We start from the raw sequence: 25674 nt of genomic DNA on the forward strand, positions 1-25674 counted from the left end.
GAAAAGCCATGTTCTGGGGATCGCTCGTCGCCCTCGTCACGCCAATGTATCCCGATGGATCGGTCGACGAGAAAACGCTCGAGCGCTTTGTCGATTGGCAGATCAATGAGGGCAGCCACGGCCTCGTTCCGGTCGGCACCACGGGCGAGTCACCCACGCTCAGCCATGCCGAGCATCGCCGTGTCGTGGAAGTGACCATCGCGGTCTCCGGCGGCCGCGTGCCCGTGATCGCCGGCGCAGGCTCGAACAGCACGGCCGAGGCGATCGACCTCGCACGCCATGCGAAGGCCGCCGGGGCCGATGCGGTGCTGGTGGTGACGCCCTATTACAACAAGCCGACCCAGGAAGGGCTTTACCTGCACTTCGAGGCGATCGCCGATCAGGCCGATATCCCTGTGATCATCTACAATATTCCCGGTCGCAGCGTGGTCGATATGAGCGTCGCGACGATGGCGCGGCTGGCGCTCCATCCCAACATCATCGGCGTGAAGGATGCGACCGCCAATCTCGCGCGGCCGATGCAGATCCGCCGCGCCTGCGGCGCCACTTTCTGCCAGCTCTCGGGCGAGGACCACACCGCCATCGCCCATCTCGCGGCCGGGGGCGTCGGCTGCATCAGCGTGACCGCCAACGTGGCGCCGCGGTTGCTGAGCGAAATGCATGTCGCCTGGTCGGAGGATCGGGTGCGGGACGCCATCGCCATCCAGCACCGCCTGACGCCGCTGCATGACGCGATGTTCGTGGAGACCAATCCCGGTCCGGTGAAATACGCGGCGCATTTGCTGGGCTTCGGCGCGCCTGATTGCCGTCTGCCTCTGGCACCGGTGGCGCCCGAGACGCGCTCGGCGGTGCGGGATGCCATGGCCGAGGTGGGCCTGATCAACTGACATGGCCGAAGCCAAGGAAAAATCGAAGTCGGGCCTGATCTCGCACGGCATCGCCTCGCAGAACCGCAAGGCGCGTTTCGATTATGCGATCAAGGAAACCGTCGAGGCAGGCCTGGTGCTGAAGGGCGCCGAGGTGAAGTCGCTGCGCCATGGCCGCGCCACACTGACCGAAGCCTGGGCCGGCGAGCGCGAGGGCGAGCTTTGGCTCTTCAACTGCTACATTCCGGAATATCAGGCCGGCGTGCTGTCGCGCTTCGAGCCCAGGGCGCCGCGCAAACTGCTGCTGAAGCATAAGCAGATCAATCAGCTCGCCGGTGCCGTGGCGCGCGACGGGGTGACGCTGGTGCCGCTGCAAATCCACTTCAATGATCGCGGTGTCGCCAAGGTTCTGCTCGGTGTCGGCGAGGGGCGGAAGAAAGAGGATAAGCGGCACGCCATCGCCGCGCGCGACTGGCAGCGGGACAAGGCGCGGTTGATGCGCAACAAGGGGTGAGCGCGACCCTGCGGCCGCCACCGCCCACGGTCGGCGGCTTCTCCTTGGCGGTGCTGTCCGGCGTGGTGCTGGTCCTGCTCGCGGTGGTGGTTATGGATCGGCCGATCGCCCGCTTCGTGCATGATGCTTTCGGCCGCAGCCTGCTCTTCGTGCCGCTGGCCGGGGTCGGCCAGGTCCCGCTCAACCTTGCCGGTCCGGCATTGGTTTGCTTCGCGCTTGCAGCCTGGCGAGGCTGGCGTCCGGGCGAGGACGGCTGGACCGCGATCGCCTGTGCCCTGGCGGTGACGATCGCCATCGCCTTCAAGGATCAGCTCAAATACGCCTTCGGCCGCACATGGCCGGAGACCTGGAGCCACCACAACCCCTCCTTCATCCACGACGGGACATACGGTTTCTTTCCGTTCCACGGCGGCATCGGCTGGTCCGCTTTCCCCTCCGGCCACACCACAGCGATCAGTGCGATGGCGGGCGTGCTGTGGTGGCGGGCGCCAAGGCTGCGCTGGCTTTGGGCGGCACTTGTCGTGCTCACCGCTATTGGCCTGCTCGGCGGCGATTTCCACTTCCTCGGCGATATCGTCGCGGGCGCCTATCTCGGCGTCGCTTGCGGCCGGGCGACGCTGTTGCTGCCCTTCCCCGAATCGGTTGCCGCGCGATGACGGACTGGAGCGACCTCGACCGTGCCGGAATAGCGGAGGCCATAGCCCTCGCGCGCGGCGCACTCGGTACCGCGGCGCCCAACCCCGCCGTCGGCTGCGTCATCATGCGGGACGGCCGGGTCATCGCGCGGGGCGCCACGCAGCCGGGTGGCCGGCCCCATGCCGAAGCCGTGGCGCTGCTGGCGGCAGGCGAAGCAGCGCGAGGGGCGACAGCGTATGTCACGCTGGAGCCTTGCGCGCACCAGGGCCATACCCCGCCTTGCGCCGGCGCATTGATCGCCGCCGGAGTGGCGCGTGTCGTGGTCGCCCATGCCCATGATCCCGATCCCCGCGTCCAGGGCCGGGGGATCGAGAGCCTCCGCGCGGCCGGCATAACGGTCGATACCGGGCTGATGGCGGAGGAGGCGGAGGCGATCATCGCGGGCTTCGCCAAGCGTGTGACGCGCGGCCTGCCCTGGGTGACGCTCAAGCTTGGCGTCAGTCTGGACGGCTGTATCGCCATGCGCTCAGGCGAGAGCCGCTGGATCACTGGCCCCGCTGCGCGTGGGGTCGTGCAGCAGATGCGCGCCGCGCATGACGCCGTAATGGTCGGTATCGGCACGGTAGTGGCGGATAACCCGACGCTGCGTTGCACGCTGGATGGCTTCACCGACCGGCCGCGCTGGCGCGTGGTGGCCGACAGCACGCTACGCACACCACCCGAAAGCCGCGTCGCGAGCCAGGCGCGGGATCACGCGCTCATCCTCCTTACTGCCGAGGATGCGCAGGAGGAGAGAGCCGCTAGTCTCACCGCGCTTGGGGCGACGATCATCCGTGGCCCGCGCGACCAGGCCGGAAACCTCGATCTTGTCGAGGGCTTGGCGCGGCTCGCGCAATTCGGACTGACCTCGATCCTCTGCGAAGGGGGTGCCGGGATTGCCGGTGCCTTGCTGCGCGGGGGCCTGGTGGATCGCCTGGCCTGGCATCGCGCGCCGATCCTGCTGGGCGACAACGGCTTGCCTGCCCTGCGCGGCCTCGGCCTGGATAGACTGGCGGACGCGCCGCACCTGCGTATGATCGCGCGCGAGCAATATGACGACGACGTGCTGGAAACCTATGAGCCTCTCAATATTGCCCCCATCCGGGCCACGCCACCCAAAGCTCCGCCACCGGTGACGGCATGACACATATCCCCACTCGCCCGGCTTTGGCGGCTGTCGGCCAGCCATGCGTCGCACGTGCGCCGGTGCTGATCCCCATGGGTCCGGACGGCGTCGAGGCTGAGTTCATTGGTTTTGACGGACTCGACGGGCAAGAGCACGTGGCGCTTCGCTTCTCCGGCCGCCACCCGGACGCGACGCGCCCGACGCTCGTGCGCCTTCACTCGGAATGCCTTACCGGAGACGTCTTTGCCTCCGCCCGCTGCGACTGCGGCCATCAGCTGCATGAGGCGATCGGGCTGCTCGCCGAAGAAGGCGGGATCCTGCTGTATCTGCGTCAGGAGGGCCGCGGCATCGGCCTCTATGCCAAGCTCGATGCGTATCTTTTGCAGGATCGCGGCCTCGACACCTATGCCGCCAATCGCCGCCTCAACCTTCCGGAGGACGCGCGGGACTACGGCATCGCCGCCGCGATGCTTCAGGCGCTGGATGTTTCGCGCATCCGGCTGCTCACTAACAATCCCGACAAGGTCGCGGCATTGCGAGCGGCCGGGATCGACGTCGCCGAGGTCCGCCGCACCGGCGTTTACGTGACGGACGCCAACCGCGCCTATCTTCAGGCGAAAGCCGATCGCGGACACATGTTCGGCCCCGGCACATTCCGCCTTCCGGTTCGCGGCGTGGTCCGCGACACAGCGGAGATTGGCGCGGGCGGCAAAAACGGAGACAAGGAAGCGGATTACTAGCGGGACGGGTCAAGACAACGTTCGGGTCGCCGCCGTCCGCGCGCCATAGTCGCCCTGCCGTATTTAACCTGCTGCCCTCTCCTTCATCTCCGTCACATCCGGAGCCTCGCTCACAATGTCCCAGCCCACCCTGTCCCAGCCGCATTACGTGCTGACCATTGCCTCCCCGGACCGCCCCGGCATCGTCGCGGCCGTGACGACGCATCTGTTCGAGACCGGCGGCAATATCCTGGAAGCGCAGCAGTTCGACGACGAGGAGACCGATCGCTTCTTCATGCGCGTCGTCTTCGCCCCCTCGGCGGAGAGCGGCACCGATTTCGAGCGTGAGTTCAGGGACGGCTTCGGCACCATCGCGGACCGTTTCGGCATGGAATGGACGCTGCGCGACCGCGCGGAGAAGAAGCGGGTCATGCTTCTGGTCTCGAAGTTCGATCACTGCCTCGTCGATCTGCTCTATCGCTGGCGCAACGGCGAATTGCCGATGGAGATCACCGCGATCGTCGCGAACCACTCGCGCGAGACCTATGCGGGGATCGACCTCAGCGGCATCCGCTTCCACCACCTGCCGATCACCCGCACGACGAAGATGGAGCAGGAGGCCGAGCTCTGGGGCCTGGTGCAGGAAACCCGCACCGACCTTGTCGTGCTCGCGCGCTACATGCAGGTTTTGTCGGACGGGCTCACGGCAAAGCTGACGGGCCGCTGCATCAATATCCACCACTCCTTCCTGCCGGGCTTCAAGGGCGCCAAGCCCTATCATCAGGCGCATAGCCGCGGCGTGAAGGTGATCGGCGCCACCGCCCATTACGTGACGAGCGACCTCGATGAGGGTCCGATCATCGAGCAGGATGTCGAGCGCATTACCCACGCCGATACGCCCGAGGATCTGGTCCGCAAGGGCCGCGACATCGAGCGGCGCGTGCTGGCCCGCGCCGTGCGCTTCCATCTCGATGGCCGAGTCCTCCTCAATGGCGGCCGCACCGTCGTCTTCACCGACTGAGGCTTGCGATGACTGCGACCAAGCTGATCGAGACCCGGCTGATCGACGGCCGCGCCTTCGCCGCGAAGATTCTGGCCGAGGTCACGAGCGAGGCAGCGGCGTTGAAGGCCGCGAGTGGTCTCGTGCCCGGCCTCGCCGTCGTGCTGGTGGGCGAAGACCCCGCGAGCCAGGTCTATGTCCGCAACAAGGCCCGGACCACGCTGGAAGTCGGGCTGCATTCGGTCGAGCACCGGCTGCCGGCGGAAACGGCGGAGGCCGATCTGCTCGCACTGGTGGCATCGCTGAACGCGGATCCCGCCATCCACGGCATCCTGGTGCAACTGCCGCTGCCGAAGCACATCGACAGCACGCGCGTGCTCGACGCCATCGATCCGGACAAGGACGTCGATGGCTTCCACGTCATCAATGCCGGGCGCCTCGCGACCGGGCTGCCGGGGCTGGTGCCCTGCACGCCGCTCGGCTGCCTACTGATGCTCAAGGCGGAGCTTGGTGACCTCTCGGGGCTGCGGGCGGTGGTGCTCGGGCGCTCGAACATCGTCGGCAAGCCGATGGCCGCCTTGCTGCTGCGGGAAAGCTGCACCGTCACGATCGCGCATTCCCGCACCCGCGACCTGCCGGCGGTTTGCCGCCAGGCGGATATCCTGGTCGCGGCGGTCGGCCAGCCGGAGATGGTGCGCGGCGACTGGATCAAGCCGGGCGCGACGGTCATGGATGTCGGCATCAACCGCGTGCCGGGCGAAAGCGGCAAGACCCGCCTCGTTGGCGACGTGGCCTTCGCCGAGGCTCAGGGTGTGGCGGGCCGCATAACGCCGGTACCGGGCGGGGTGGGACCAATGACGATCGCCTGCCTGTTGCGCAACACGATAACGGCGGCGAAGCTGCGGCGAGACGGCTGAAGGGAGCTATCCTAAAGCCGCAACCGCGTCTTTCAGCGTGATCATCAGGGTCATCGGCTCAAGCTCCGAAGCTGTGAAACCGCTGCTCTCGTAAAAGCGCCGGGCATCAGCAGAGACCGCGTGGACGAGCAAAGCCGCGATACCTGCGAGTTCACTGGCCTGCAACGTTCGCAGAACCGCGTCACGCAGAAGCCCGCGACCTACGCCCCCACCCTGCCAATCTCGATCGACCGCCAACCGCCCGACAATCATGACGGGAACGGGACCGAGGCATTCCGCCTCAGCTTCGGGACGGCCGTGTTCCGCCGCACCGCGCCGTTCAAAAGACAGTAGAAGACAGCGGTGCGGTCGCCGGCGCAAACGACGTAGGTTCGGGACAGCCGCCCCTCGCTGCGGAGAGCGTGTTGCCGCAGCCAACCGTCGAGCGCCTCCTCGCCACTGGCGAAATGCGAGGCTTCATGTTCGCGGGTCAGACGTGTCGGCGCGCAAAGTGCCGGAGCGCTTATGCCTCCCAAGGCGCAGGTGTCGTCAGGAGACGCCTCAGCCGGGCATCAACTTTGGGTGGATGATCCAGTCGAGCAAGAAATTGGTCATAGGCTTCATCGTCGAGACCGAAGAGACGCATATCCAGCAGAACGCTCTCCGCCCTCGCGGTTGCCGTCTCGATCAAGAAGACAGAGCGGTTCGTGCCATGAGCCTTCGCCGCCCGGTCGATCAGGTCGAGATCGGGTTGCGAAATCCGCACATTGATCGTGGGCCTCTCACGGCCGCCCGATTGGGTCTGTCGTTTAGTCGCGGTCTGCCTTGGCATCGAACCCTCGTCTCGCCCCTTTGCCACCACAACGTACACACAGAAGGGCGTCTTCGCGCGAGACGTTCATGGCCGCGTCAGAAGAAGCGCGCACGTTCCAACGTGTCGAGCACTTCGTCCGATGGCAGATCCGCCAGCACATCCTCCCGCAGCACAACCACCTCTTCGCCCGCAGGACCGCGCGGTGCGGTGCGGGTGGGATCGCTGTCGTGGGAGAAGAGCACCAGGCAGCGGCAACCCATGACGGCGGCGAGATGCATCGGGCCAGTATCATTGCCCACCGCGAAAAGCGCCCCGGCGGCGAGAGCCGCGACGGTCGGCAAGTCAGTCTGGTCGGTGAGATCGACCGCCTGCGGGCAGGCATTGAGAATGATCGCGGCCAGCGGCGCCTCCGGCCCGGTGCCGATGACGACCGGCGTAATCCCGCGCGCCAGCAGGGCCGAGGCGAGGGTGCCGTATCGCCCCGGCGGCCAGCGCTTCGCGGGCCGATGCGGCGCGGCGCCCGGCACCAGCAGAGCATAGGGTCGAGGCAACTCCGGTGGCTGTCCTGCGGCGAGCAACCAGCCGGTCTCGACCGGCGGTACGCGTGCGACTCCCGCCATGGCGAGCTGATCGCGCTGCCGCTCCCAGGTGTGCATGTGGTCGCGCGCAGGATTGGCGTGCGGATGCGAGGCGCCCTTCGCAATGCCACACCACTTAGGGCTGCCCGCGAGCCGGAAGTAGCGGGAGGACCGGCCGGAGGTTTGCAGGTCGTAGACGAAGTCGAAGCCACGCAGCGTTTGGCGCAGCCGCCAAAGGGCGCGCAGATCCCACCATGGGGCGCGCCGGTCGATCACCACCTTGTCGAACCAGGGGCTCAGCCGGCCGAGGCGCGCGAAAGGTGCTGTCGTCAGCAGCGTGATCTGGGCATCCGGATGATGCGCGCGGATCGCCGCGAAGGGTCCGAAGGACAGCACGAAATCGCCCAGCGCGCTGAGGCGGATGACCAGTATCCGTTTCATCCGGTCCTCATAGCCGCTTCGGCGCGAGCTTGGCACCGCCGGGCCTGCCCCGCGTTTTAGGTGCGATGCTCACCGCCCAGGATCTGTTCGTAGACCTCAAGCGTCGCGCGTTGCATCTCGGCCACCGTGTAGCGCTCGCGGACTTCACGCCGGGCGCGCGCGCCAATCGCCCTGCGCGAGCTGTCGGGCATATCGAGCGCCCTCGCCAGGGCCTCGGCCAGAGCGGCCGGATCGCCCGGCGGCACGAGCAGCCCCGTTTCGCCGTCCCGCACGGTCTCCGCCGCGCCGCCATGGTTCGTCGCGATCACCAGTCGGGCCATGGCCTGCGCCTCGATCACCGCGCGGCCGAAGGCCTCGGGCTCGGTCGAGGGGCTGACGACGATGGTCGCACGCAGCAGCGCCGCCGGCATGTCGTCGCAATGTCCCGCGAAAACCAGCTGCGCCCCGACACCGACTTTGGCAGCCAGAGCGCGCAGAGTCTCGGCATAGCCCTCCCGGCCCGCCTCTCCCCCGAGCAGCACAAAGCGCAGGTCCGGCCGCCGCAACCGGCCCATCGCGGCGATGAGCACGTCCTGTCCCTTCCATCGCGAGAGCCGCGCCGGCAACAAGACGACATCGACCCCCTCCGGGATGCCCCACCCGGCGGCGACACGCGCGACGCGGACGGGTCCGACAGCGCTCGGCTCGAAAACCGCCGGCTCGATGCCGCGCGGAATGAGGCGCAACCTGTCATCGCCGGTCCCATGGCGGCGGTGGACAAGCTTCGCCATGAAGGCGCTCGCCACGATCACCTTCTCGCCACGCGCCATGACGCTGTTGTAGAGGCGCTTGCCCGCGCCCCCCTCGCCATAGGCACCGTGATAGGTGGTGACGAAAGGCACGCCCGTCTGGCGGCTGGCGAAAAACGCGGACCACGCGGGCGCGCGCGACCGCGCATGGACCAGAGACACCTTCTCGGCCCGGATCAGCCGCGTCAGCCGCTCGATATTGCGCAGGATCTGCACGGGCGACTTGGTATTGAGCGGCAGGGCAATGTGCCGCCCGCCCGCCGCTTCGACGGACGACACCAGCCGGCCGCCGGCACTCGCCACCAGAGGCGTCCACCCATCAGCCGCGAGGGCCGCGACAATTTCGACCGTGCCGCGCTCCACGCCACCCGAGTCGAGCGCCGGAAGCACCTGCAAGACTGTCGGCATCAGAGGTGCTTGCAGACTTCAGCCAGCCATCCGGCGACTGCTGGCGGCAAAAGCGGGCCGACCTCCGCCAGCACCCGGGCATGATAAAGATCCAACCAGTCGCGTTCCGCCGGAGTCAACAACCCGATGTCGATGAGCGTCCTGTCGAAGGGCGCCAGGGTCAGCGTCTCGAAGCGGAGAAACGGCTTCAGAGCCGCCGGCAGGTCCGCCTGTTGCACTAGCAGTAGGTTTTCAAGCCGAATGCCGTAGGCGCCCGGAAGATAGTAGCCGGGCTCATCCGAGAGAATCATGCCCTCGGCGATCGCGAGGTCGCGCGAGGAACGGGAAATGCTGACCGGCCCCTCATGCACCGAGAGGTAGCTGCCAATGCCGTGCCCCGTGCCGTGATCATAGTCCAACCCCTCGGCCCACAACGCCCGACGTGCCATCGCGTCGATATGGGCCCCGGCGATACCCACGGGAAATACAAGCGTCGCCAGCGCGATATGTCCTTGCAGCACAAGCGTGAACCGCTCCCGCAGCGGCTCGGGTGGCGTGCCCGGTCCGGTCCAGATCGTGCGCGTTACATCCGTCGTACCGTCCGGATACTGCGCGCCACTGTCGGTGAGATAGACCTCGTCGGGCGCGAGGCGGCGATCGCTGGCAGCCGAGACCCGATAGTGGATGACCGCGCCATGTTCGCCGGCGCCGGAGATCGCCGGGAAACTCTCATCGCGGAACTCCGGCAGTTCGGCGCGAAAGCCCCGCAGCGCCGCGGCGGCAGATAGCTCGGTCTCCGTTCCCTTCGCGGCGTTGACCGCGAGCCAGTGCAGGAAGCGACATAGGGCAATGGCGTCGCGAGTTTGCGCGGCGCGCGCGCCGGCCTGTTCGGCCGCATTCTTCCGCGCCTTCGGCATTGCGCAGGGATCGGCGCCCGCCACCACCTCCGCTCCCGCCGCACGCAGCCGCTGGGCGAACCAGATCGGGGAATTGCCCCGATCGACGCGCACACGCTTGCCCGACAAGGCGTCCAGCGCTTCGGGCAACGCGGAAGGCGGCCGCAGAACAACCTCGGCACCAAGATGGGCGAGGACCGCTGGCCCGATCTTCTCCGGCGCCATGAAAAGCTCGGCGGTGCCGTCTTGCGCCAGGATCAGGAAGCCGAGTGCCAGTGGCGCGAAAGGCACGTCCGCGCCGCGAATATTCAGCAGCCAGCACAGCGAGGCGGGGTCGGTGATCACCACGGCATCCTCCGCCGAGCCCCGAAGCATGCCAGCGATATCGGCGCGCTTCTCCGCAGCGGATCGCCCGGCGAATTCCAGCGGATGCTGCGTGACCGCGCCGCATGGCGCCAGCGGGCGATCGTGCCAGACAGCGTCAACCGGATTGGCGGCGAGCGGCACCAATGCGATGCGAGGAGCATCCTTCGCCAACCGGTCGATGGCATCCTCGCTGATGAGCATAGGGTCGTAACCGACACGCAGCGGGATTTTCTGCTCGTTCAGCCAGGCGGAGGGAGGCGCATCCGTGATGTGCCGTGGCTCCCATAAGGCGCCATCCGTCTCCTGCGGAAGCTGCGTCGTGTAGCGGCCATCGGTGAACACGGCGGCACGATCGGGCAGGACGATCGCGAGGCCCGCACTACCGGTGAAGCCCGTGAGCCAGGCCAGGCGCTCCGCATTGGCAGGGACATACTCGCCGAGATGCTCATCGGACCGCGGCACGAGGAAACCATCGACGCCGAGCCCTCGGAGCACCTCGCGAAGCGCCAGGAGGCGGTGGCCGATCGAAGTCATGCGTCTAGTACTCCAAAAGTGTCATGTGTCAGAAACATGACCTAGGCGTGATCATGCGTGGAGAGCATCCCTGAGATCGACTCTCGCCGCTCCTTTCGCACATGCAGCACGAGTATAACCCTGAGCAACGGCGGTCGAACAAACTCCGGCCGTTATCTAGGGACCATCAAAATGCAAGCCTCCATCAACACCAACAGCATCGTTCGCGCTCCGCACGGCATTGGCTCCGCTTTCAGCCGCCTTGCGAAGCCGGCCACCCTCGCAGCCCATTGGATGCGTGAGCGCAGTCAGCGCCGCCAAGTCATCAACGAGCTCGACCGGCTCAGTGATCGCGAGCTGGCCGATATCGGTCTGGCCCGTGGCGACATCCGCTCGGTCTTCATCGGCGCGGCGATCACCGGCCGCTGATCCAGCGGAGTTTCGGCCAGATCACAAAGGGCCAGCCTCCACGGAGGTTGGCCCTTTTTGTTTGTGTCGCATCAGAGGCACGGAGCAGACCGATCATGGTCGGCCCAAGCTGGGGTTGTGGAGCAGCAGGGCGGTCCACTGGCCCTCCTGGAATCGCCGCTTCAGCACCATGCCCTGACGGCGATGGGCCCCGACCACCATCCTCTCCTGACTAGCGAGTAGCCCCGCCAGGATAGCGTGACCACCGGGCAGCAGGTTATCGGCGAGAGGCCACGCCATCGCACACAGCGGACGCGCCAGGATATTGGCGAAGACCAGATCATAGGGCGCGCGGGACCGGGTGACCGCACTGCGCCAGCCATCCGCAAGCCGCGCCTGGACGAAGCCGCCGACGCGATTGGCCGCCGCGTTTTGCCGCGTGACGCGCACGGACCACGGATCGATATCGGTCGCGAGCACCGGGCGGCGCAGCAGTTTTGCCGCCGCCATGGCGAGGATGCCCGAGCCTGTACCCAGGTCGAGAATCCGCCTCGGGTGTAAATGAGCAATCGATTCGAACGCGCGCAGGCAGCCGCGGGTCGAGCCATGTTCGCCGCTGCCAAAAGCGACTCCAGCATCGACAGTCAGTGTGATGCGGCCAGGCAGAAGCGGCGCCGTTTCATGGGTGCCGCGAATGGCGAAGCGGCGGCCGATCTCCTGCTCAGGGAAGGTTTCGAGGTTGCGGACGAGCCAGCCTTCGGCCTCGGTCGGGCTGCGTTCCAAAACCGCCTCGACGCCAGTCATCATGGCGGCGAGTGCCAGCGCTCCGACGAGTTCATTGTCGCCTTCGCCGACCGGCTTGACCGCTTCCAGCCGCCACGGCCCCTCATCGCCATCGCGGAAGAAGCCGACCGTCGAGCAGATGCTCAGCAACGCCGATTCGTAGGCGGGAAGGGCCTCTTCGGGCAGCGTCAGCGCGATGGTCTCCAAGGGTGTCGCGCGGCGGCGGGTCATGCCTTCTCCACAAAACGGTCCAGAATGCGCTTCGGCCCGGTCTGCTCGAAGGCGATGTCGAGGCGGTCGTCATCGACAGCAGTTACGGTGCCGTAGCCGAATTTTTGGTGAAAGACCCGCGAGCCGACCGGAATGGCCACCGCGCGCGGTGGCCTCGCCGTCGCTTCCCAGGCGCCGGGGGACTGACGAACCCGGGTCGCGGTTAGTGGAAAGGCGCCGGTGAAGATCGCGGGCTGCGATAGCCGCTGCTCGCGTTCCAGCCGGGCGGCGCCGGTCTGGTTCACGTGTTCGGCCGGCAGTTCCTCGATGAAACGGCTGGGAATGCTGCTCTGCCAATTGGCGTAGATGCGGCGATTGGCGGCGTGGCTGACGATCGCTCTCTGCCGCGCCCGCGTCAGGCCGACATAGGCGAGCCGCCGCTCCTCCTCCAACCCCTTATTGCCGTTCTCCTCCATGGAGCGCTGGCTGGGGAACAGGCCTTCCTCCCAACCCGGCAAGAAGACGGTGTCAAATTCCAGCCCCTTGGCGCCATGCAGCGTCATCAGGCTGGCGCGGTCGGCATCGGTATTCTCCTCGTTCTCCATGACCAGCGAGACATGGTCGAGGAAACCGGGCAGCGTCTCGAAGTCGTTCAGCGCGCGGACGAGTTCCTTGAGGTTGTCGAGGCGACCGGGCGCATCGGGCGACTTGTCGGCCTTCCACATCGCCGTGTAGCCGCTTTCGTCCAGCACCGTGGCCGCCGTCACCACATGGCCATCGCGAGCCAGAAGCTGGCGCCAGGAGGCGAAGCCGGACAGCAGTTCCGTGAGGCTTTCCCGCACCCTGCCGCGCAGCTCGCCCGCCGCGATCAGCCGCTCGGCCGCCAGCATGAGCGGCACGGAATTGGCGCGGGCATAGGTGTGCAGCGTGCGGAGCGCGACATCCCCGACCCCGCGACGCGGCACGTTGATGATGCGCTCGAAGGCGAGGTCGTCGGCCGGCTGAACCAGCAGGCGGAGATAGGCGACGGCGTCGCGGATTTCCGCGCGCTCGTAGAAGCGCTGGCCGCCGACAACGCGGTAGGGAATGCCGAGCGTGATCAGCCGCTCCTCGAAAGCCCGGGTCTGGAAACCGGCGCGCACCAGCACGGCCATCTCGGCCAGCGAATGGCCGTCCCGCCGCAGTTGCTCCATCCGGCTGCCGACCATCCGGGCCTCTTCCTCCGAATCCCACAGGCCGACGACCTCGACCTTGTCGCCGGAGGCGTCGTTGCGGCCGGAGCGGAGGGTTTTGCCGAGGCGGCCCTCGTTATGTGCGATAAGACCGGCGGCGGCCCCGAGGATGGGATCGGTCGAGCGGTAATTCGCCTCCAGCCGGACCACGCGGGCGCCGGGAAAGTCCTTCTCGAACCGCAGGATGTTTTCGACCTCGGCACCGCGCCAGGAATAGATCGACTGGTCGTCATCGCCGACGCAGCAGATATTCTGGTGCGACTGGGCCAGCAGCCGCAGCCACAGATATTGGACGACGTTGGTGTCCTGATACTCGTCAACCAGGATGTAGCGGAACATGCGGTGATATTGCGCCAGGATCTCCGGCTGGGTGCGCAGGATCTCCGTCATGTGCAGCAGCAGGTCGCCGAAATCGGCGGCGTTCAGCTGGCGCAGGCGATCCTGGTAGGCGGCATAGAGTGCGCGGGCGTGGCCGCTGGCGAAATCGGTATCCTCGGCGGCCGTGATGCGATCGGGCGTCAGGCCGCGATCCTTCCAGCGCTGCACGATGCCCATCACCGCGGGCGGCGCCCAGCGCTTCGAGTCGACGTGGTTCGCCTCCATGACCTGCTTGAGCAGGCGGAGCTGGTCGTCCGTGTCGAGGATGGAGAAGTTGGATTCGAGCCCGACCACCCCGGCATGACGCCGCAGCATCCGCGCGCAAAGCGCGTGGAAGGTGCCGAGCCAAAGCCCCTCCGCGGGCCGGCCCAGGATGGCCGAGACGCGTTCCCGCATCTCACGCGCCGCCTTGTTGGTGAAGGTCACCGCGAGCACCTGATTGGGAAACGCGCGGTTGGACATCAGGATATGAGCGAAGCGCGTGGTCAGCACGCGGGTCTTGCCGGTGCCCGCCCCCGCCAATACCAGCAGCGGTCCGTCCAGCGTTTCGACAGCCGCGCGTTGCTCGGCGTTGAGCCGGTCGAGATAGGCGGTCACGCGGCCGGCGTATCCGTTTTTGGCGCCTTCTGCTCCTGGTCGGGGCGCACGCCCAGAACATGGGCGATGGCGTAGGTCAGGTCTGGCCGGTTCAGCGTGTAGAAGTGGAACTCGTCCACGCCATTGGCCTGCAGCAGCCGCACCTGCTCGGCGGCCTGCACCACCGAGACCATGCGCCGCGTCTCGGGGTCGCTGTCCAGCCCGGCGAACATCGCCGCCATCCAATCGGGGACCGAGGTGCCGCAACTCGCGCTGAACTTGGCCGCCTGGGCGAAGTTCGTCACTGGCATGATGCCGGGCACGATCGGCGCGGTAATCCCCGCCGCGAGGCAGCGATCGAGGAAGCGGAGGTAGATTTCGCTATCGAAGAAATACTGGGTAATGGCGCGGGTCGCCCCGGCATCCAGCTTGCGCTTGAGATTGTCGAGGTCGGCCTCGGGGCTCGCCGCATAGGGATGCACCTCGGGATAGGCCGAGACACTGATTTCGAAATCCGCGATGCGGCGCAGTCCCGCGACCAGGTCCACGGCGGTCGCATAGCCGTCGGCGCGCGGTTCCCGGCTCGCCTCGGCGGGCAAATCGCCGCGCAATGCCACGATATGGCGGACCCCGCCCTCCCAATAGCGGGCGGCGACGGCATCGATCTCGGCGCGGCTCGCGCCGACGCAGGTCAGATGCGCGGCGGGGGTTAGCGAGGTCTTCTGCACCAGGTCGATGACGGTCTTATGGGTGCGCTCCTGCGTGCTGCCGCCGGCGCCATAGGTTACCGAGACAAAGGTCGGGCGCAGCGTCTCCAGTCGCCGGATGCAGGTCCATAGCTGCTCCTCCAGCGCCTCCGTTTTGGGCGGGAAGAACTCGAAGGACAGGAGGGGCGCTGGCGCCGAACGGTCCGGCATCGGAATAGCGCCAAAACGTGGCCCGCTAGCCCAGCGCGCAAGCGATGGAAGACCGGGCGGAGAGGAAAGACTCATCAGAAACGACCACCTAACCTGGCGCCCTTCCGTGGCAGCAACCGTTGTGAGGTGCAAGGGCTGCGAGCGCGTGCGGGCTGCTGAACAGAGGCGCGTAGGGGACTCCACCGATAGCTGTGTTGCACCGTGCGCCGAAAAACTTAAACTAATGTATTCCGGCCTCGCCACTTGCGACGCTTGGCGTGATTATTAAGCAGCGCCCGCCTGGCCGGGCGGGGAACAGGGGGCGGCCGCGTGAAGTCTCGTCGATCGATAGCAGATGCCGCGATGGCTGCGGGTCTAGCCCTCGCCCTTGCGGCCTGCGCCACGCCGCCGCCTGCCTCGGACCCGGACGCGCTCGCCGCCTACAAGGCGACGAACGATCCGCTCGAGCCGATGAACCGCAAGCTCTACGCGATCAACGACACGATCGACACCTATGCCGTCAAACCGGTCGCCAAGGGCTATGCCGCGGTCGTGCCCTCGACGGTTCGCACCCATATCGGCAACGTGCTGAGCAACCTCAACCTGCCCGTCGTCTTCCTGAACGACATCCTGGAAGCGAAATCGCGGCGGGCCGGCGACAGCTTGGTGCGCTTCGTCCTCAACAGCACGATCGGCCTCGGCGGCATCTTCGACCCGGCCGGATCACTCGGCTACAAACCGCATGAGGCGGATTTTGGCATAACCTTCGCGATCTGGGGGATTGGCGAGGGCCCTTACCTCTATCTGCCGGTCCTTGGCCCGTCCGGCCCACGTGATGCCGCAGGCTTCGGCGTGGGCGTAATTTCCGATCCCTTCTTCTGGGTCGGCCAAGGAGCGATAGTGACGGCGCTCGGCTGGACGCGCTACAGCGTCAACCTGCTTAACACACGCGCTTCGCTTCTGAAGCCCATCGACGAGGTCAAGCGGATGGCCCTCGACCCCTATGCCACCTTCCGTAGTCTTTACAGGCAGCACCGCGAATCCGTGATCCAGGACGCGCGAGACGATCATCGCGCGACCGTCCCCGACTGGTTCACGCAGCCCCCCGACGCGCAGCAGCAGTAGAAAAAAGGCTGAATGACGATCATGGCCCCACGCCGTCACCTCCTCGCGCTTTTCACCGCCGGAGTCCTGGTTCTCACCGCCCCCCTGGTGGCGCGGGCGGACCCGACCTCCGATGCGAAAGCGATGATCCTGTCCACCGGCTCCGCCCTGCTCAAGGTGGCGGAGAGCAACGGAAGCGCGTCGGACAAACAGTCCCAGCTCCAGCAACTCATCTATACGAATGTCGACGTCGATGCGGTCGGCCGCTTCGTTCTCGGCCGTTACTGGCGGATCGCCACGCCGAAGCAGCAGCAAGACTATATGAACACCTTCCGCCAGCTGCTGGTATATGCGGTGACCGCCCAGGCGAGCAGCTTCCAGGGTGCCCAGTTCCGCGTCGCCTCAGCCGACCAGCGAGACCTAGGCGTCGTGGTCGACACGCTCGTCAACATTCCAGGCAAGCCCGAGGCGCATGTCCAATGGGTGGTGGCGCCGATTAATGGCCGGCCGATGATCATCGACATCCTTGCCGAGGGGACGAGCCTCAGGCTGACCCAGCGCAACGACTATGCAGGGGTCATCTCACAGCATAGTGGCGACATCGATGCCCTGATTGACGCGATGCATAAGCAATTGGCCCGTTTCCAGTCGCAGACCGCAGGCTGAGACCCCGCGCCGAAGGCCCAATTCTAAGGGCCTTTCTGCGGGTTTCCGGATTCATTGCTGATTTGTAGGGTGGATTTAGCTTGATCCGGCCCCGGATCACGCCAAAATGAGCCCAGCCGCATTGTGCGGTGTAGAGGATCTACCGAAACATGGCTTTCAGTCCCGACTTCCGAACCTACCGTGGCGGCAGCTCTGCCGCGTCGGCCGCGGTTCTCGATGCTGGGCTGCGCGCGTATATGCTGCGCGTCTTCAACTGGATGGCGTCGGGCCTCCTGCTGACCGGCATCGTCGCCTATGGCATCTCGCATACCGATGCGATGAACTACTTTTATCCGCTGGTGCAGAGCCCCCAGGGCTTCATGGTGCATCGCCCGAGCGGCCTCGCCTATATCGCCATGCTCGCGCCGCTCGCTTTCGTTATGGTATTGAGCTTCGGCGTGAACAAGCTGTCGACCACGGCGGCTCAGACGCTGTTCTGGGTCTTCGCGGCGACGATGGGCGCCAGCCTGACCAACATCTTCCTGGTCTATACCCAGACCTCGATCGTGACGGTGTTCTTCGTCTGTGCTGCGACCTTTGCGGCGACGAGTCTCTGGGGCTACACGACCAAGACCGATCTCAGCCGCTTCGGCAGCTTCCTGATCATGGGATTGTTCGGCGTCATCATTGCCTCGGTCGTGAATATCTTCGTGCATTCCAGCGCGTTGCAGTTCGCGGTGAGCATAATCGGCGTGTTGGTCTTCACGGGCCTGACCGCCTACGACACCCAGCGGATCAAGGCGGACTACGTTCAGCAGGGTTACGGCTACAGCCAGGATGTGGCCGCAAAGCGCAGCGTCTATGACGCGCTGTCGCTCTATCTGAACTTCATCAACCTCTTCCTGATGCTGCTGCAGATCATGGGCAACCGTAACAGCAACTAACCGGACAGGCGCACAGAAGCAGGGGGCGGTGGAGTTCATCCACTGCCCCCTTTTCGTGTCGATGCCGACCCTCGGCCGAGCCACGGATGATGGCCAGGCGCGGACAAGAAAAAGGGGCGGTGGATCACTCCACCGCCCCTTTAGTCAGCCGCCTGAGCGTCAGACAGTCTTGAGGAAATCGTTCAGCTTGACGGAAGCCGTTTGCTTGTCGGTCCGGTCGAGCGCCGCGAGTTCTGAGGAGAGCCGGTCCATCGCCGCCTCGTAGATCTGCCGCTCGCTGAAGCTCTGATCCGGCTGCCCCGCGTTGCGATGCAGGTCGCGCACCACCTCGGCAATGGCAATCGGGTCGCCGGAATTGATCTTCGCCTCGTATTCCTGAGCCCGGCGCGACCACATGGTCCGCTTGATGCGCGCGCGGCCCTTGAGGACTGCCAGGGCGTCATCAAACAGCTTGCGGGTCGCGAGTTTGCGCAGCCCGGCACTGCGCGCCTTGGCGACCGGCACGCGCAACGTCATCCGGTTCTCTTCGAAGGTGATGTGGATGAGATCGAGCTTATGGCCGGCGATCTCCTCCGCGGCGATCCGCTCCACCTTGCCCACGCCATGGGTCGGGTAGACGACGTAATCACCTTCCGCGAATTTCTCTGCCTTGGCGGGAACGACCCGGACCGGCCGTTCGACCTCTTCTTCCTCGTCAGGCGCGACCGCCTCTATGCCTTCGGCCGCGGCCTCCGCTTCCTGGGGCGGGTTCGCATCGGGAGGGGCGGGCGCCGGCGCCTCAACGGCGGGCGGGATCTCGGTTTCGTCGAGCTGAATCGCAGAGGAGGATTTCATTAACAGCCTTCCGCACAAAAAGATTCGCCCCGGTTCACGCGCCCCGCTTGTACGGAGACGCAAACCGGCGTCGATCTCCAAAAACGATAAGAAAGCGAGGCGAAACTCGAAGCACATGCTGAAACGCCGCACGGCTGGTTACGCCTCCCCTCTGACGCATAGCTATAACACAAAATCGGCGCCCCGTCATGGGCGTTAACCTCTGAGTCGTGCCTACCTGCCCTCGCGTTTCCACGCGATCAGTAAACAACCCAACAATAATCCGAGCGCCGCCCATCCCGGCAGCAGTGGGGTAAGGTCCACCCCGGTGGTCACATGCGCGCCGTTGCCGCGGAGACCGATCCAGCCCGGTCCGCCCGCCGTGTCATCCGCCGCGACCAGCCGTAGCCCAGGCGTGCCCTCGGCCGCGAGCCAGCGCGCGCTACCATTGGTGGCGGCGATGAGCGGTGCCGCGCGTGTCGCGGTCGCCCGCAGGTCGGACCATTCCGGCGGATCGGCCGTATCGGAAGCGGCGTAGGCGATCCGAACCCCATCCGTAACACGCCACAACCCCGGCGCGGGCGCCGGCAAGGCGAGCCGCGCCAAACCGGGAGCCGCCGCGTCGAGCGTACGGCGCTGCGTGCCGCCCGTGGGGTCTGTGACCGTCACCATAGGGGGCGGGCCAGCATCCAGGCTGCGGCGCTCGACACGCAACTGGCCGCCATCTAGGCCCGCGGAAAGCCGGTCTTCCTCCAGCGCCGGTTCCTTCATCAGCCAATGGGCGACCCGGCGCAGCAATTCCGCCTGTGGTCCGCCGCCATCATGGCCGCGCGCCCAAAGCCAGATCTGATCCGACAACAACAGCCCGACGCGGCCCTGGCCGACACGATCGAGGATCAGGAGCGGCCAGCCCGCACCCTCCATGAGGGCCTGGCCGTGCTGATCCTTCGACTCGATCAGGCGGTACCAATGTCCGACCGGCGAACTGGCATTCGCGCCATCGAGGCCCGGCAGATCGGCCGTCACCGGATCACGCAGGCCCATTGCCGTGAGCTGCGGCCGGAAGGCTCCTGTGAAGACCCCCTGACCAGCCGGCGGCGCATCCGCGTTCGGCGGCGGAAAGCTCATCGAGAAATCGCCGGGATCATCGACCGCCGTCGGCTGCGCGGGCAGCACATCGCCCAGCGCGGTCCGCGCAAGCGAGTTGATCGAGGCGAATTCAGGTCCCGCTTCCAGCAGCAGGGCACCGCCGCCGCGCACGTAGTCGGCGATATTCGCGAGATAGGCGCTCGGCAGGATGCCCTGATTGACGAAGCGGTCGAGGATGATGAGGTCGAAGTTCCGGATCTTCTGCTCGAACAGCTCACGCTCCGGAAAGGCGATGAGCGCCAGTTGGTCGAGCGGGGTGAGGTCGTCCTTGTCGGGCGGCCGCAGGATGGTGAAATGCACGAGATCGACCGCCGGGTCCGATTTCAGCAGCCGCCGCCAGGCGCGCTCCCCCGGGTCGGGCTGGCCCGAAACGAGCAGCACGCGCAGGCGGTCGCGCACACCGTTGATGGTGAGGATCTGCTCGTTGTTGATCGGCGAGGCCTCGCCCGGTTTAGTGGCGGCATCGAGCAGCACCACCGAGGGACCCTCGCGCGTCACCGGCAAAGTGAGGCTTTGAACATGGCCGAGTGGCACCGGCCCATCGAAGACCGTATTGCCGTCCCGCCGGATAGTGACGCCGGCTTCGGCCACCTTCGCGCCCGGACCGAGATCCTCGACAACGTAGCGCAGCGTCACGGTGCCGCCGACGACGCCGTAGCGTGGAGCATCGACAAGCCGCAAGCGGCGATCGGTCTCCTCACCTTGCGCCGGGAGGAGCAGGTGGAAGGGTGCGGTGAACGGCGGCTTCGCCGCGGGTGACGGCAGGTCGGCGATCTGCCCGTCGCTCAGCGCGATCACACCAGCTTGCTGGTCCGGCGGAATATCGGCGAGGGCTGCCTCGGTCGCCATCATCAGCCGAGTGCCCTGTTGGCCCTGCTCGGGCACCGTCGCGACGCGAAGTTCCAGACCCGGGACGGCGGCGGCCTCGGCCAGGATCTTGTCCCGCGCGGCATCGACCTGCGCCGTCCGGTCACGGATCGACATCGAGCCGCTGCGATCGAGCATGAGCAGCGCGATATCGGGCCGCGGCCGCCACTGCTGCCGCACCAGCCGGGGCCCGGCGAGCCAGGCCACCAGCAGCGCGAGGGCGAGCAAACGCCAGAAGCGGCCAGGCGTGGCGGCGCGAAAGGCCGGCACAAGGGCGAGAAGCCCGGCAGCGCCGAGCATTACCAAGATCCAGACCGGAAGGGTTGGAGCAAAGGCGAGACCGGTGACGGCGCTCATTCGCCGAGCCGCTCGAGGATCGTCGGCACATGGACCTGGTCGGCCTTATAGGTGCCGGTGAGCGCATACATCACGAGGTTGAGGCCAAAACGATAAGCCATCAGCCGCTGTTGTTCGCCGCCGGGAGCGGTCGCGAAGGGAAAGGTGCCGTCATCGGCCATGTCCCAGGCGGCCACCCAGTCATTGCCGCCGATGACCAGCGGGCTCACGCCATCATTGCTGGCATCCTCGCCACTCGCCACCCAGACCGGCGCGCCAGCGTATCGGCCGGGGAAGTCGCGAAGCAGATAGAAGCTATGGGCGAGGACGTGGCGCCTGGTCAGCGGCGTCAGCGGCGGGATTTGGAGACCGGCGGTGACACGACGCAGCGCCTCGGTCGCGCCGGGCTGCAAGCCCGCGCCGGATCCGGTCGCATTCGCGTCCCCGCCCCGGGTGTCGATCAGGATGATGCCACCGTCCTGCATGAAGCGGTTGAGCGCAGCGATACCGGCGGCCGAAGGCGCGCTGCTGCCCGGTGTGATTGGCCAGTAGAGCAACGGATAGAGACTGAGGTCGTCGCTACCGGGCGCGATACCGGCAGGCGGCCCGAGCGCCGCGGCCGAACGGCTGGTCACGAAGTCGGAGAGGCTGGCGAGACCGTCATGCGAAAGCTTGTCCTGCACGGGATCGCCGCTGAGGACATAAGCCAGCTCAGTCTTCAGCGCCGCCGCCGGCACGGGCGCGCTGCCGGAATCATCAGCGTGCGCCGCTGGGCCAGTGGCGAAGGCGAGACCGAGACCGAGCAGAAGGATAGCCGCACCGCGCGAACGGCGCGCCAGGGCACCCCTCAGCGCCAAGCTTGCCAGCAAATCGGCGATGAGCAAAAGGAGAGCAAGCGCTACCAGCGGCGCACCGAGGCTGCGCTCCGGCTTGGCCAGACCGAGCGGCCGTTCGTCAGCGCCGGGAACCGGATTACTCGCCTCCGGCTTAGGCAAAGCACCCCCGAGGTTGAAGGCGACTCGGCCGCCTTGCGGTCCATAGAGTCCGGGCGGGATCTGCGGCGACGGGCGGGCCGTCGCCAGCGCGGCGGCGGTGGCGGGTCCGGCGGCCGGATTGGCCGGCCCGAGTTCACCGTAGCCGTTCATCACCTCAGACGGCCCCAAACGCTGGTTGCCGCCCTCACCCTCGGCACTGGCCGAAAGCTGCACCAGCCGGTTGAGCATCTGCGGGAAGAGGCCAGAAAGCGGCAGGTTCGACCAGTCGGCGTCGGCCGAGACGTGGAACAGCACGATACGGCCACGCCCCGCCACGGCCGTCGAAACCAGCGGGGTGCCGTCCACCAGCGATGCCCACACCGCGCCGGACTGAAGGGAGGCAGGGTCGGCCAAGACTTGGCGGCTGACGGTCACATCGGATGGCGCGGCGAGATCCGCGAAGGGGCCAGCCGCCGGAAAGGCGGCCAGATGCGCCGGCCGGGTCCAGGACAGCGCACCGCCCAGGCTGCGATCCTGCCGCAGCAGACGGACCGGCAAGAGCGGATCGGGCGTCGCCGCGGTATGCGGCCCAGCGAAGCGAATGAGCAGTCCGCCACGCTCCACGAAAGCCTGCACGGCGGTCAGCTCCGGTCCCTGTGTCAGCGGCCGGTCGCTTAGAATGAGCACCGAAAGCGGCTGGGCGAGCAGGGTTTCCAGTCCGGCGCGGCGGATCTCGACATCGGTGCCGAGCGCACGGTTGAGGAAATAGAGTGGCCCGGCCAGCGGCGCATCGGCGGCGTCAGCAGCGGTAGCGGCGGCAAGACCAACTGTACGCCGCTGCCACCGCGCATCGAGCAGCACCGTACCGCCAGCAGTGGAGGCGCCAGCCAGCCGCAGCCGCGCCACGGTGTTCGCGATGCCAAGAGGCAAACGCAGCGGCGCCTCGCCCAGGGCGGCGCCAGCGGCAATCGTAATTCCGACCTCGTCGAGCGTACGGCCATCCGCGCCCTGGGCGAGAACCGCGAAATGCCGGGGCGTGGCCACAGGGGCGGCGGCAAGGCGCAAGATCAGCCGCCCATCCCTCAGCACTGGCGGCAGCAGCAGCATTGCCGGAACGGGCGGCCGCATCTCCGTCACCGCCCCAGCTCGGCCAAGTGCCGCGGCCCATGCAGTGGCGGAGCCGTCGGTCAGCCCGTCCGAAAGATAGAGGACAGCGCCGCCACCCACGCGCCAAACGCGGTCGAGCACCTTCGCAGCCGCGACATGATCGCTCGGCCAAGGGAGTGGCGCCAAGGCGCGCAGCCGGGCGCCGATGGCCGTCGCGGGAAGCGGGCCGATGAGAGCGGGCGGCGCGCCATCGGCGCCCGGGGCGGTGGCCAGCAGCGCAACCGCCCGGTTGGTTCGCGCGGCCGAAGTGATGGCGGCATCGGCGGCGGCGACGCGATCAGGCCAATCGGCCGCCGTGCCCCAGCCATTGTCGAGCACGATGAGGAGCGGCCCGCGCCCCGGCAGGTCCTGCCCCGGATGGAGGATCGGATTCGCCAGGCCGAGGATGAGACAGGCGGCGATGAGCAGCCGCAGGGCGAGCAGCCAAGGGGGTGTCCGCTCGGGCGACTGAGCGGCGGTCTGAAGGTCGGCAAGCAGCCGCAGCGCCGGGAAGATCTGGCTACGCGGCGCGGGCGGCGTCGCCCTCACCAGCCACCACAGAACCGGTAGGAGCAGAAGTGCGAGCAGCAGCCAGGGCTGGCCGAGGATCATGCTGGCGCGAGCGCCTGGTGCAAGGCGAGCAGTGCGCCGCTTGCCGCGTGATCGGTGCGGTGCAGCCCGGCCCGCCAGCCGGCGGCGGCCGCGATGGCGCCAACGCCCGAGACCTGAGCCGCGAGACGCCGGCGGTAGGCTTCGCGCACATCCTCGACGCGCGGGATCAGGATGCCCTCGCCCCCAGAGACGCCGCGAAAACGGATACGGCCCTCGAAAGGCAGTTCCGCTTCGGCGGGATCGAGAAGCTGGAGGATATGCCCCGCGGCCGGCAGCGCGGCGAAGCGCGCGACCTGCGTGCGAATCTTCTCAAGGGGGGCCAGGAAATCGCCGAACAGCACGACGGTCGCATGGCGCGGCACCGCGGTCGGGGCCGGAGGCGTTTCGCTACCCGGCTGGTCGAGCAAGGTCGCCATTGCGGCGAGAGCCGGGCGGCCGGTGGCGGGATGCGGCGGCGCGCCCAGCAGACGGACCCGCTCGCCCCCGCGTAGCAACAGAGATGCGAGCGCCAGCAGCAGCAGGGCACCTCGCTCGCGGCGAGATTCGACGCCCGGCGAATGCCACCGCATGGCCGGACCATCGGCGAGCCAAAGATGGACCGTTTGCGCCGCCTCCCACTCCGTCTCGCGCACAAACAGGCGGTCGCTACGCGCGCTTTGCCGCCAATCGACGCGAGAGGCGGAGTCGCCTGGTCCGAGCGGCCGGTATTGCCAGAAGCTGTCGCCGCGTCCGGTGCGGCGGCGGCCGTGCACGCCCTGCGCCACCGTCGCCGCGATACGCTCGGCCGCGACGAGCAACGGCGGCAGGGCACCGCCGAGCGCCTCGGCCCTTTTCTGCGGGCCGCGATTCTGAGCGGAACCCGCTTCAGCCAATGCCGGCGACCATCGCGCCGATCACCTCGGCCAGCGTCACGCCTTCAGCGCGAGCGCCGAAGGACAAAGCCATGCGGTGCCGCAACACGGCGGGCGCCAGCGCGGTGACATCGGCGAGGCTCGGCGACAAGCGGCCATCCAGCAGCGCGCGCGCCCGGCTCGCCAGCATCAACGCCTGCGCGGCCCGCGGACCGGGACCCCAGGCGACATGCTGGCGCACGAGGGCGAGACCGGATCCCTCCGGCCGCCCTTCCCGCACAAGCGACAGGATCGCCTCAACTACGGAGACACCCACCGGCATGCGCCGGATGAGCTGTTGCGCGGCGATGAGTTCAGCGGCCGTCAGCACCGGCGACGCCTCAGCCGCCGAGATGCCGGTCGTCGCCAGCAGCATGGCGCGCTCGGCATCCCGTGATGGATAGTCGAGGTCGATCTGCAGCAAAAAGCGATCGAGCTGCGCCTCGGGCAAAGGATAGGTGCCCTCCTGCTCCAGCGGATTCTGCGTCGCGAGGACATGAAAGGGTTGCGGCAGCGGCCGGTCGTGTCCCGCGACGGCGACATGATGCTCCTGCATCGCCTGCAGCAAGGCGGATTGGGTGCGCGGGCTGGCTCGGTTGATCTCGTCGGCCATGAGGAGCTGGCAGAAGACCGGCCCAGGGATGAAGCGGAAAGCGCGATGACCCGGCGCGCCAGGCGCCTCATCCAGCACCTCGCTGCCGAGAATATCGGCCGGCATGAGGTCGGGCGTGAACTGCACGCGGCGGGTATCGAGGCCCAGCGCCCGGCCGAGCGTCTCCACCAGCCGAGTCTTGCCGAGGCCAGGAACGCCGACCAGCAGCACATGGCCGCCGGACAGAATGCCGGCGAGGCTTTCCTCTATCACCGCGTCTTGCCCGAAGATGACGCGCCGCACTTCATCCCGGAGCATCGCGAGCCGCACCGCCAACGCTTCCGCTTCGGCGACAATCGCCTGCGGGTCGCTGGCGGGCGGCAAAGTGGCGGTCGTGAGGGCCATGGAGATCCTGTTGCAATGCGATGCGATAGGGCCCGATCCATGGGGATCGGCGGTTTCTTGCGATGACGGCCTCGGTTGGCCCCAGAGGCTACCTATATCTCACGCGAGGTCGATGTCTGCGACCCGGTTCAGACG

The 25674-nt window shown here is 67.2% G+C and carries 24 protein-coding genes; 11 read left to right on the forward strand and 13 right to left on the reverse strand.

The genetic code is table 11. From position 1 onward, the window contains the following. Positions 1-8: 8 nt before the first annotated feature. The 7 genes from dapA (at position 9) to folD (ending at position 5817) form a co-directional block, all read left to right on the forward strand. Positions 9-887, forward strand: a complete 879-nt coding sequence (gene dapA / locus GSQ92_RS10720; RefSeq protein ID WP_158801776.1) for a 4-hydroxy-tetrahydrodipicolinate synthase — start codon at positions 9-11, stop codon at positions 885-887. Between the two features lies 1 nt (position 888). After that, a complete protein-coding gene (smpB, locus tag GSQ92_RS10725; RefSeq protein ID WP_158801777.1) occupies positions 889-1380 on the forward strand; it encodes an SsrA-binding protein SmpB in 492 nt (163 codons plus the stop codon). Continuing rightward, on the forward strand, positions 1377-2036 hold the full coding sequence (locus GSQ92_RS10730; RefSeq protein WP_158801778.1) for a phosphatase PAP2 family protein: 660 nt from the start codon (positions 1377-1379) through the stop codon (positions 2034-2036). Before smpB ends, GSQ92_RS10730 begins: the two co-directional genes overlap by 4 nt. After that, positions 2033-3199, forward strand: a complete 1167-nt coding sequence (gene ribD, locus GSQ92_RS10735; protein WP_158801779.1) for a bifunctional diaminohydroxyphosphoribosylaminopyrimidine deaminase/5-amino-6-(5-phosphoribosylamino)uracil reductase RibD — start codon at positions 2033-2035, stop codon at positions 3197-3199. Before GSQ92_RS10730 ends, ribD begins: the two co-directional genes overlap by 4 nt. Further along, on the forward strand, positions 3196-3921 hold the full coding sequence (gene ribA, locus GSQ92_RS10740; RefSeq protein WP_174246624.1) for a GTP cyclohydrolase II: 726 nt from the start codon (positions 3196-3198) through the stop codon (positions 3919-3921). Before ribD ends, ribA begins: the two co-directional genes overlap by 4 nt. A gap of 115 nt (positions 3922-4036) precedes the next feature. Then, a complete protein-coding gene (gene purU, locus GSQ92_RS10745) occupies positions 4037-4921 on the forward strand; it encodes a formyltetrahydrofolate deformylase (RefSeq protein WP_159013430.1) in 885 nt (294 codons plus the stop codon). Positions 4922-4929: 8 nt separating this feature from the next. Continuing rightward, the gene (folD, locus tag GSQ92_RS10750; protein ID WP_159013431.1) at positions 4930-5817 is read left to right on the forward strand and encodes a bifunctional methylenetetrahydrofolate dehydrogenase/methenyltetrahydrofolate cyclohydrolase FolD; all 888 of its coding nucleotides are present in this window, start codon (positions 4930-4932) and stop codon (positions 5815-5817) included. A gap of 6 nt (positions 5818-5823) precedes the next feature. On the opposite strand, the gene GSQ92_RS31685 is transcribed toward folD, so the two are convergent. From GSQ92_RS31685 to GSQ92_RS10775, 5 genes are all read right to left on the reverse strand, one after another. Further along, complete coding sequence (locus GSQ92_RS31685) at positions 5824-6069, reverse strand: GNAT family N-acetyltransferase (protein ID WP_216856800.1); 246 nt, start codon at positions 6067-6069, stop codon at positions 5824-5826. Between the two features lie 250 nt (positions 6070-6319). Then, positions 6320-6628: a DUF1778 domain-containing protein gene (locus GSQ92_RS10760; protein ID WP_158805258.1), complete on the reverse strand. Its 309-nt coding sequence runs from the start codon at positions 6626-6628 to the stop codon at positions 6320-6322. A 77-nt stretch (positions 6629-6705) separates the two neighbouring features. Continuing rightward, positions 6706-7629 (reverse strand): glycosyltransferase family 9 protein, encoded by a 924-nt coding sequence (locus tag GSQ92_RS10765; RefSeq protein ID WP_159013432.1) that lies wholly within the window; start codon positions 7627-7629, stop codon positions 6706-6708. A gap of 56 nt (positions 7630-7685) precedes the next feature. After that, the gene (locus GSQ92_RS10770; protein ID WP_159013433.1) at positions 7686-8825 is read right to left on the reverse strand and encodes a glycosyltransferase family 4 protein; all 1140 of its coding nucleotides are present in this window, start codon (positions 8823-8825) and stop codon (positions 7686-7688) included. Then, positions 8825-10600 carry an aminopeptidase P family protein gene (locus GSQ92_RS10775; protein WP_158805255.1) on the reverse strand — a complete coding sequence of 592 codons (1776 nt, stop codon included), beginning with the start codon at positions 10598-10600 and terminating at the stop codon, positions 8825-8827. The genes GSQ92_RS10770 and GSQ92_RS10775 overlap by 1 nt, the downstream gene beginning before the upstream one ends. Positions 10601-10771: 171 nt before the next feature. Here GSQ92_RS10775 and GSQ92_RS30900 point away from each other — a divergent pair, with 171 nt between their 5' ends. Beyond that, a complete protein-coding gene (locus GSQ92_RS30900) occupies positions 10772-11008 on the forward strand; it encodes a DUF1127 domain-containing protein (protein WP_254065860.1) in 237 nt (78 codons plus the stop codon). Between the two features lie 93 nt (positions 11009-11101). Here GSQ92_RS30900 and GSQ92_RS10785 read toward each other — a convergent pair whose 3' ends face one another. Genes GSQ92_RS10785 through metF form a run of 3 tightly spaced genes read right to left on the reverse strand, consistent with a single transcriptional unit; the run spans position 11102 to position 15083 of the window. Next, complete coding sequence (locus tag GSQ92_RS10785) at positions 11102-12001, reverse strand: 50S ribosomal protein L11 methyltransferase (protein ID WP_158805254.1); 900 nt, start codon at positions 11999-12001, stop codon at positions 11102-11104. Then, positions 11998-14187, reverse strand: coding sequence for an ATP-dependent helicase (locus GSQ92_RS10790; protein WP_159013434.1), 2190 nt, complete (start codon positions 14185-14187; stop codon positions 11998-12000). The genes GSQ92_RS10785 and GSQ92_RS10790 overlap by 4 nt, the downstream gene beginning before the upstream one ends. Next, complete coding sequence (gene metF / locus GSQ92_RS10795) at positions 14184-15083, reverse strand: methylenetetrahydrofolate reductase [NAD(P)H] (RefSeq protein WP_254065859.1); 900 nt, start codon at positions 15081-15083, stop codon at positions 14184-14186. The genes GSQ92_RS10790 and metF overlap by 4 nt, the downstream gene beginning before the upstream one ends. Before the next feature lie 342 nt (positions 15084-15425). Here metF and GSQ92_RS10800 point away from each other — a divergent pair, with 342 nt between their 5' ends. The 3 genes from GSQ92_RS10800 to GSQ92_RS10810 all read left to right on the forward strand — a co-directional run bounded on the left by GSQ92_RS10800 (position 15426) and on the right by GSQ92_RS10810 (position 17755). Beyond that, a complete protein-coding gene (locus tag GSQ92_RS10800) occupies positions 15426-16187 on the forward strand; it encodes a VacJ family lipoprotein (RefSeq protein WP_158805251.1) in 762 nt (253 codons plus the stop codon). A gap of 12 nt (positions 16188-16199) precedes the next feature. After that, the gene (locus tag GSQ92_RS10805; RefSeq protein WP_158805250.1) at positions 16200-16832 is read left to right on the forward strand and encodes a phospholipid-binding protein MlaC; all 633 of its coding nucleotides are present in this window, start codon (positions 16200-16202) and stop codon (positions 16830-16832) included. Positions 16833-16981: 149 nt separating this feature from the next. Then, entirely contained in the window at positions 16982-17755 is a 774-nt protein-coding gene (locus GSQ92_RS10810; protein WP_158805249.1) for a Bax inhibitor-1/YccA family protein, read from the forward strand. Between the two features lie 159 nt (positions 17756-17914). Here GSQ92_RS10810 and GSQ92_RS10815 read toward each other — a convergent pair whose 3' ends face one another. The 5 genes from GSQ92_RS10815 to GSQ92_RS10835 form a co-directional block, all read right to left on the reverse strand. Further along, entirely contained in the window at positions 17915-18670 is a 756-nt protein-coding gene (locus GSQ92_RS10815; RefSeq protein ID WP_254066598.1) for a CarD family transcriptional regulator, read from the reverse strand. Between the two features lie 132 nt (positions 18671-18802). After that, positions 18803-20941 (reverse strand): hypothetical protein, encoded by a 2139-nt coding sequence (locus tag GSQ92_RS10820; RefSeq protein ID WP_158805247.1) that lies wholly within the window; start codon positions 20939-20941, stop codon positions 18803-18805. Then, positions 20938-23652: a DUF4159 domain-containing protein gene (locus GSQ92_RS10825; RefSeq protein ID WP_158805246.1), complete on the reverse strand. Its 2715-nt coding sequence runs from the start codon at positions 23650-23652 to the stop codon at positions 20938-20940. Before GSQ92_RS10825 ends, GSQ92_RS10820 begins: the two co-directional genes overlap by 4 nt. Further along, complete coding sequence (locus GSQ92_RS10830; protein ID WP_158805245.1) at positions 23649-24524, reverse strand: DUF58 domain-containing protein; 876 nt, start codon at positions 24522-24524, stop codon at positions 23649-23651. Before GSQ92_RS10830 ends, GSQ92_RS10825 begins: the two co-directional genes overlap by 4 nt. Further along, positions 24517-25539: a MoxR family ATPase gene (locus GSQ92_RS10835; protein WP_158805244.1), complete on the reverse strand. Its 1023-nt coding sequence runs from the start codon at positions 25537-25539 to the stop codon at positions 24517-24519. The genes GSQ92_RS10830 and GSQ92_RS10835 overlap by 8 nt, the downstream gene beginning before the upstream one ends. Positions 25540-25674: the final 135 nt, after the last annotated feature.

It is taken from the genome of Acidisoma sp. S159 (assembly GCF_009766125.1).
In the GTDB taxonomy this organism is placed as follows: domain Bacteria; phylum Pseudomonadota; class Alphaproteobacteria; order Acetobacterales; family Acetobacteraceae; genus Acidisoma.

Bases quoted from the DNA above. Each gene is read 5' to 3' on its own strand.
- dapA (WP_158801776.1), top strand. From the start codon at position 9: ATGTTCTGGGGATCGCTCGTCGCCCTCGTCACGCCAATGTATCCCGAT.
- smpB (WP_158801777.1), top strand. From the start codon at position 889: ATGGCCGAAGCCAAGGAAAAATCGAAGTCGGGCCTGATCTCGCACGGC.
- ribD (WP_158801779.1), top strand. From the start codon at position 2,033: ATGACGGACTGGAGCGACCTCGACCGTGCCGGAATAGCGGAGGCCATA.
- ribA (WP_174246624.1), top strand. From the start codon at position 3,196: ATGACACATATCCCCACTCGCCCGGCTTTGGCGGCTGTCGGCCAGCCA.
- purU (WP_159013430.1), top strand. From the start codon at position 4,037: ATGTCCCAGCCCACCCTGTCCCAGCCGCATTACGTGCTGACCATTGCC.
- folD (WP_159013431.1), top strand. From the start codon at position 4,930: ATGACTGCGACCAAGCTGATCGAGACCCGGCTGATCGACGGCCGCGCC.
- GSQ92_RS31685 (WP_216856800.1), bottom strand. From the start codon at position 6,069: ATGATTGTCGGGCGGTTGGCGGTCGATCGAGATTGGCAGGGTGGGGGC.
- GSQ92_RS10760 (WP_158805258.1), bottom strand. From the start codon at position 6,628: ATGCCAAGGCAGACCGCGACTAAACGACAGACCCAATCGGGCGGCCGT.
- GSQ92_RS10765 (WP_159013432.1), bottom strand. From the start codon at position 7,629: ATGAAACGGATACTGGTCATCCGCCTCAGCGCGCTGGGCGATTTCGTG.
- GSQ92_RS10770 (WP_159013433.1), bottom strand. From the start codon at position 8,825: ATGCCGACAGTCTTGCAGGTGCTTCCGGCGCTCGACTCGGGTGGCGTG.
- GSQ92_RS10775 (WP_158805255.1), bottom strand. From the start codon at position 10,600: ATGACTTCGATCGGCCACCGCCTCCTGGCGCTTCGCGAGGTGCTCCGA.
- GSQ92_RS30900 (WP_254065860.1), top strand. From the start codon at position 10,772: ATGCAAGCCTCCATCAACACCAACAGCATCGTTCGCGCTCCGCACGGC.
- GSQ92_RS10785 (WP_158805254.1), bottom strand. From the start codon at position 12,001: ATGACCCGCCGCCGCGCGACACCCTTGGAGACCATCGCGCTGACGCTG.
- metF (WP_254065859.1), bottom strand. From the start codon at position 15,083: ATGCCGGACCGTTCGGCGCCAGCGCCCCTCCTGTCCTTCGAGTTCTTC.
- GSQ92_RS10800 (WP_158805251.1), top strand. From the start codon at position 15,426: ATGGCTGCGGGTCTAGCCCTCGCCCTTGCGGCCTGCGCCACGCCGCCG.
- GSQ92_RS10805 (WP_158805250.1), top strand. From the start codon at position 16,200: ATGACGATCATGGCCCCACGCCGTCACCTCCTCGCGCTTTTCACCGCC.
- GSQ92_RS10810 (WP_158805249.1), top strand. From the start codon at position 16,982: ATGGCTTTCAGTCCCGACTTCCGAACCTACCGTGGCGGCAGCTCTGCC.
- GSQ92_RS10820 (WP_158805247.1), bottom strand. From the start codon at position 20,941: ATGAGCGCCGTCACCGGTCTCGCCTTTGCTCCAACCCTTCCGGTCTGG.
- GSQ92_RS10825 (WP_158805246.1), bottom strand. From the start codon at position 23,652: ATGATCCTCGGCCAGCCCTGGCTGCTGCTCGCACTTCTGCTCCTACCG.
- GSQ92_RS10835 (WP_158805244.1), bottom strand. From the start codon at position 25,539: ATGGCCCTCACGACCGCCACTTTGCCGCCCGCCAGCGACCCGCAGGCG.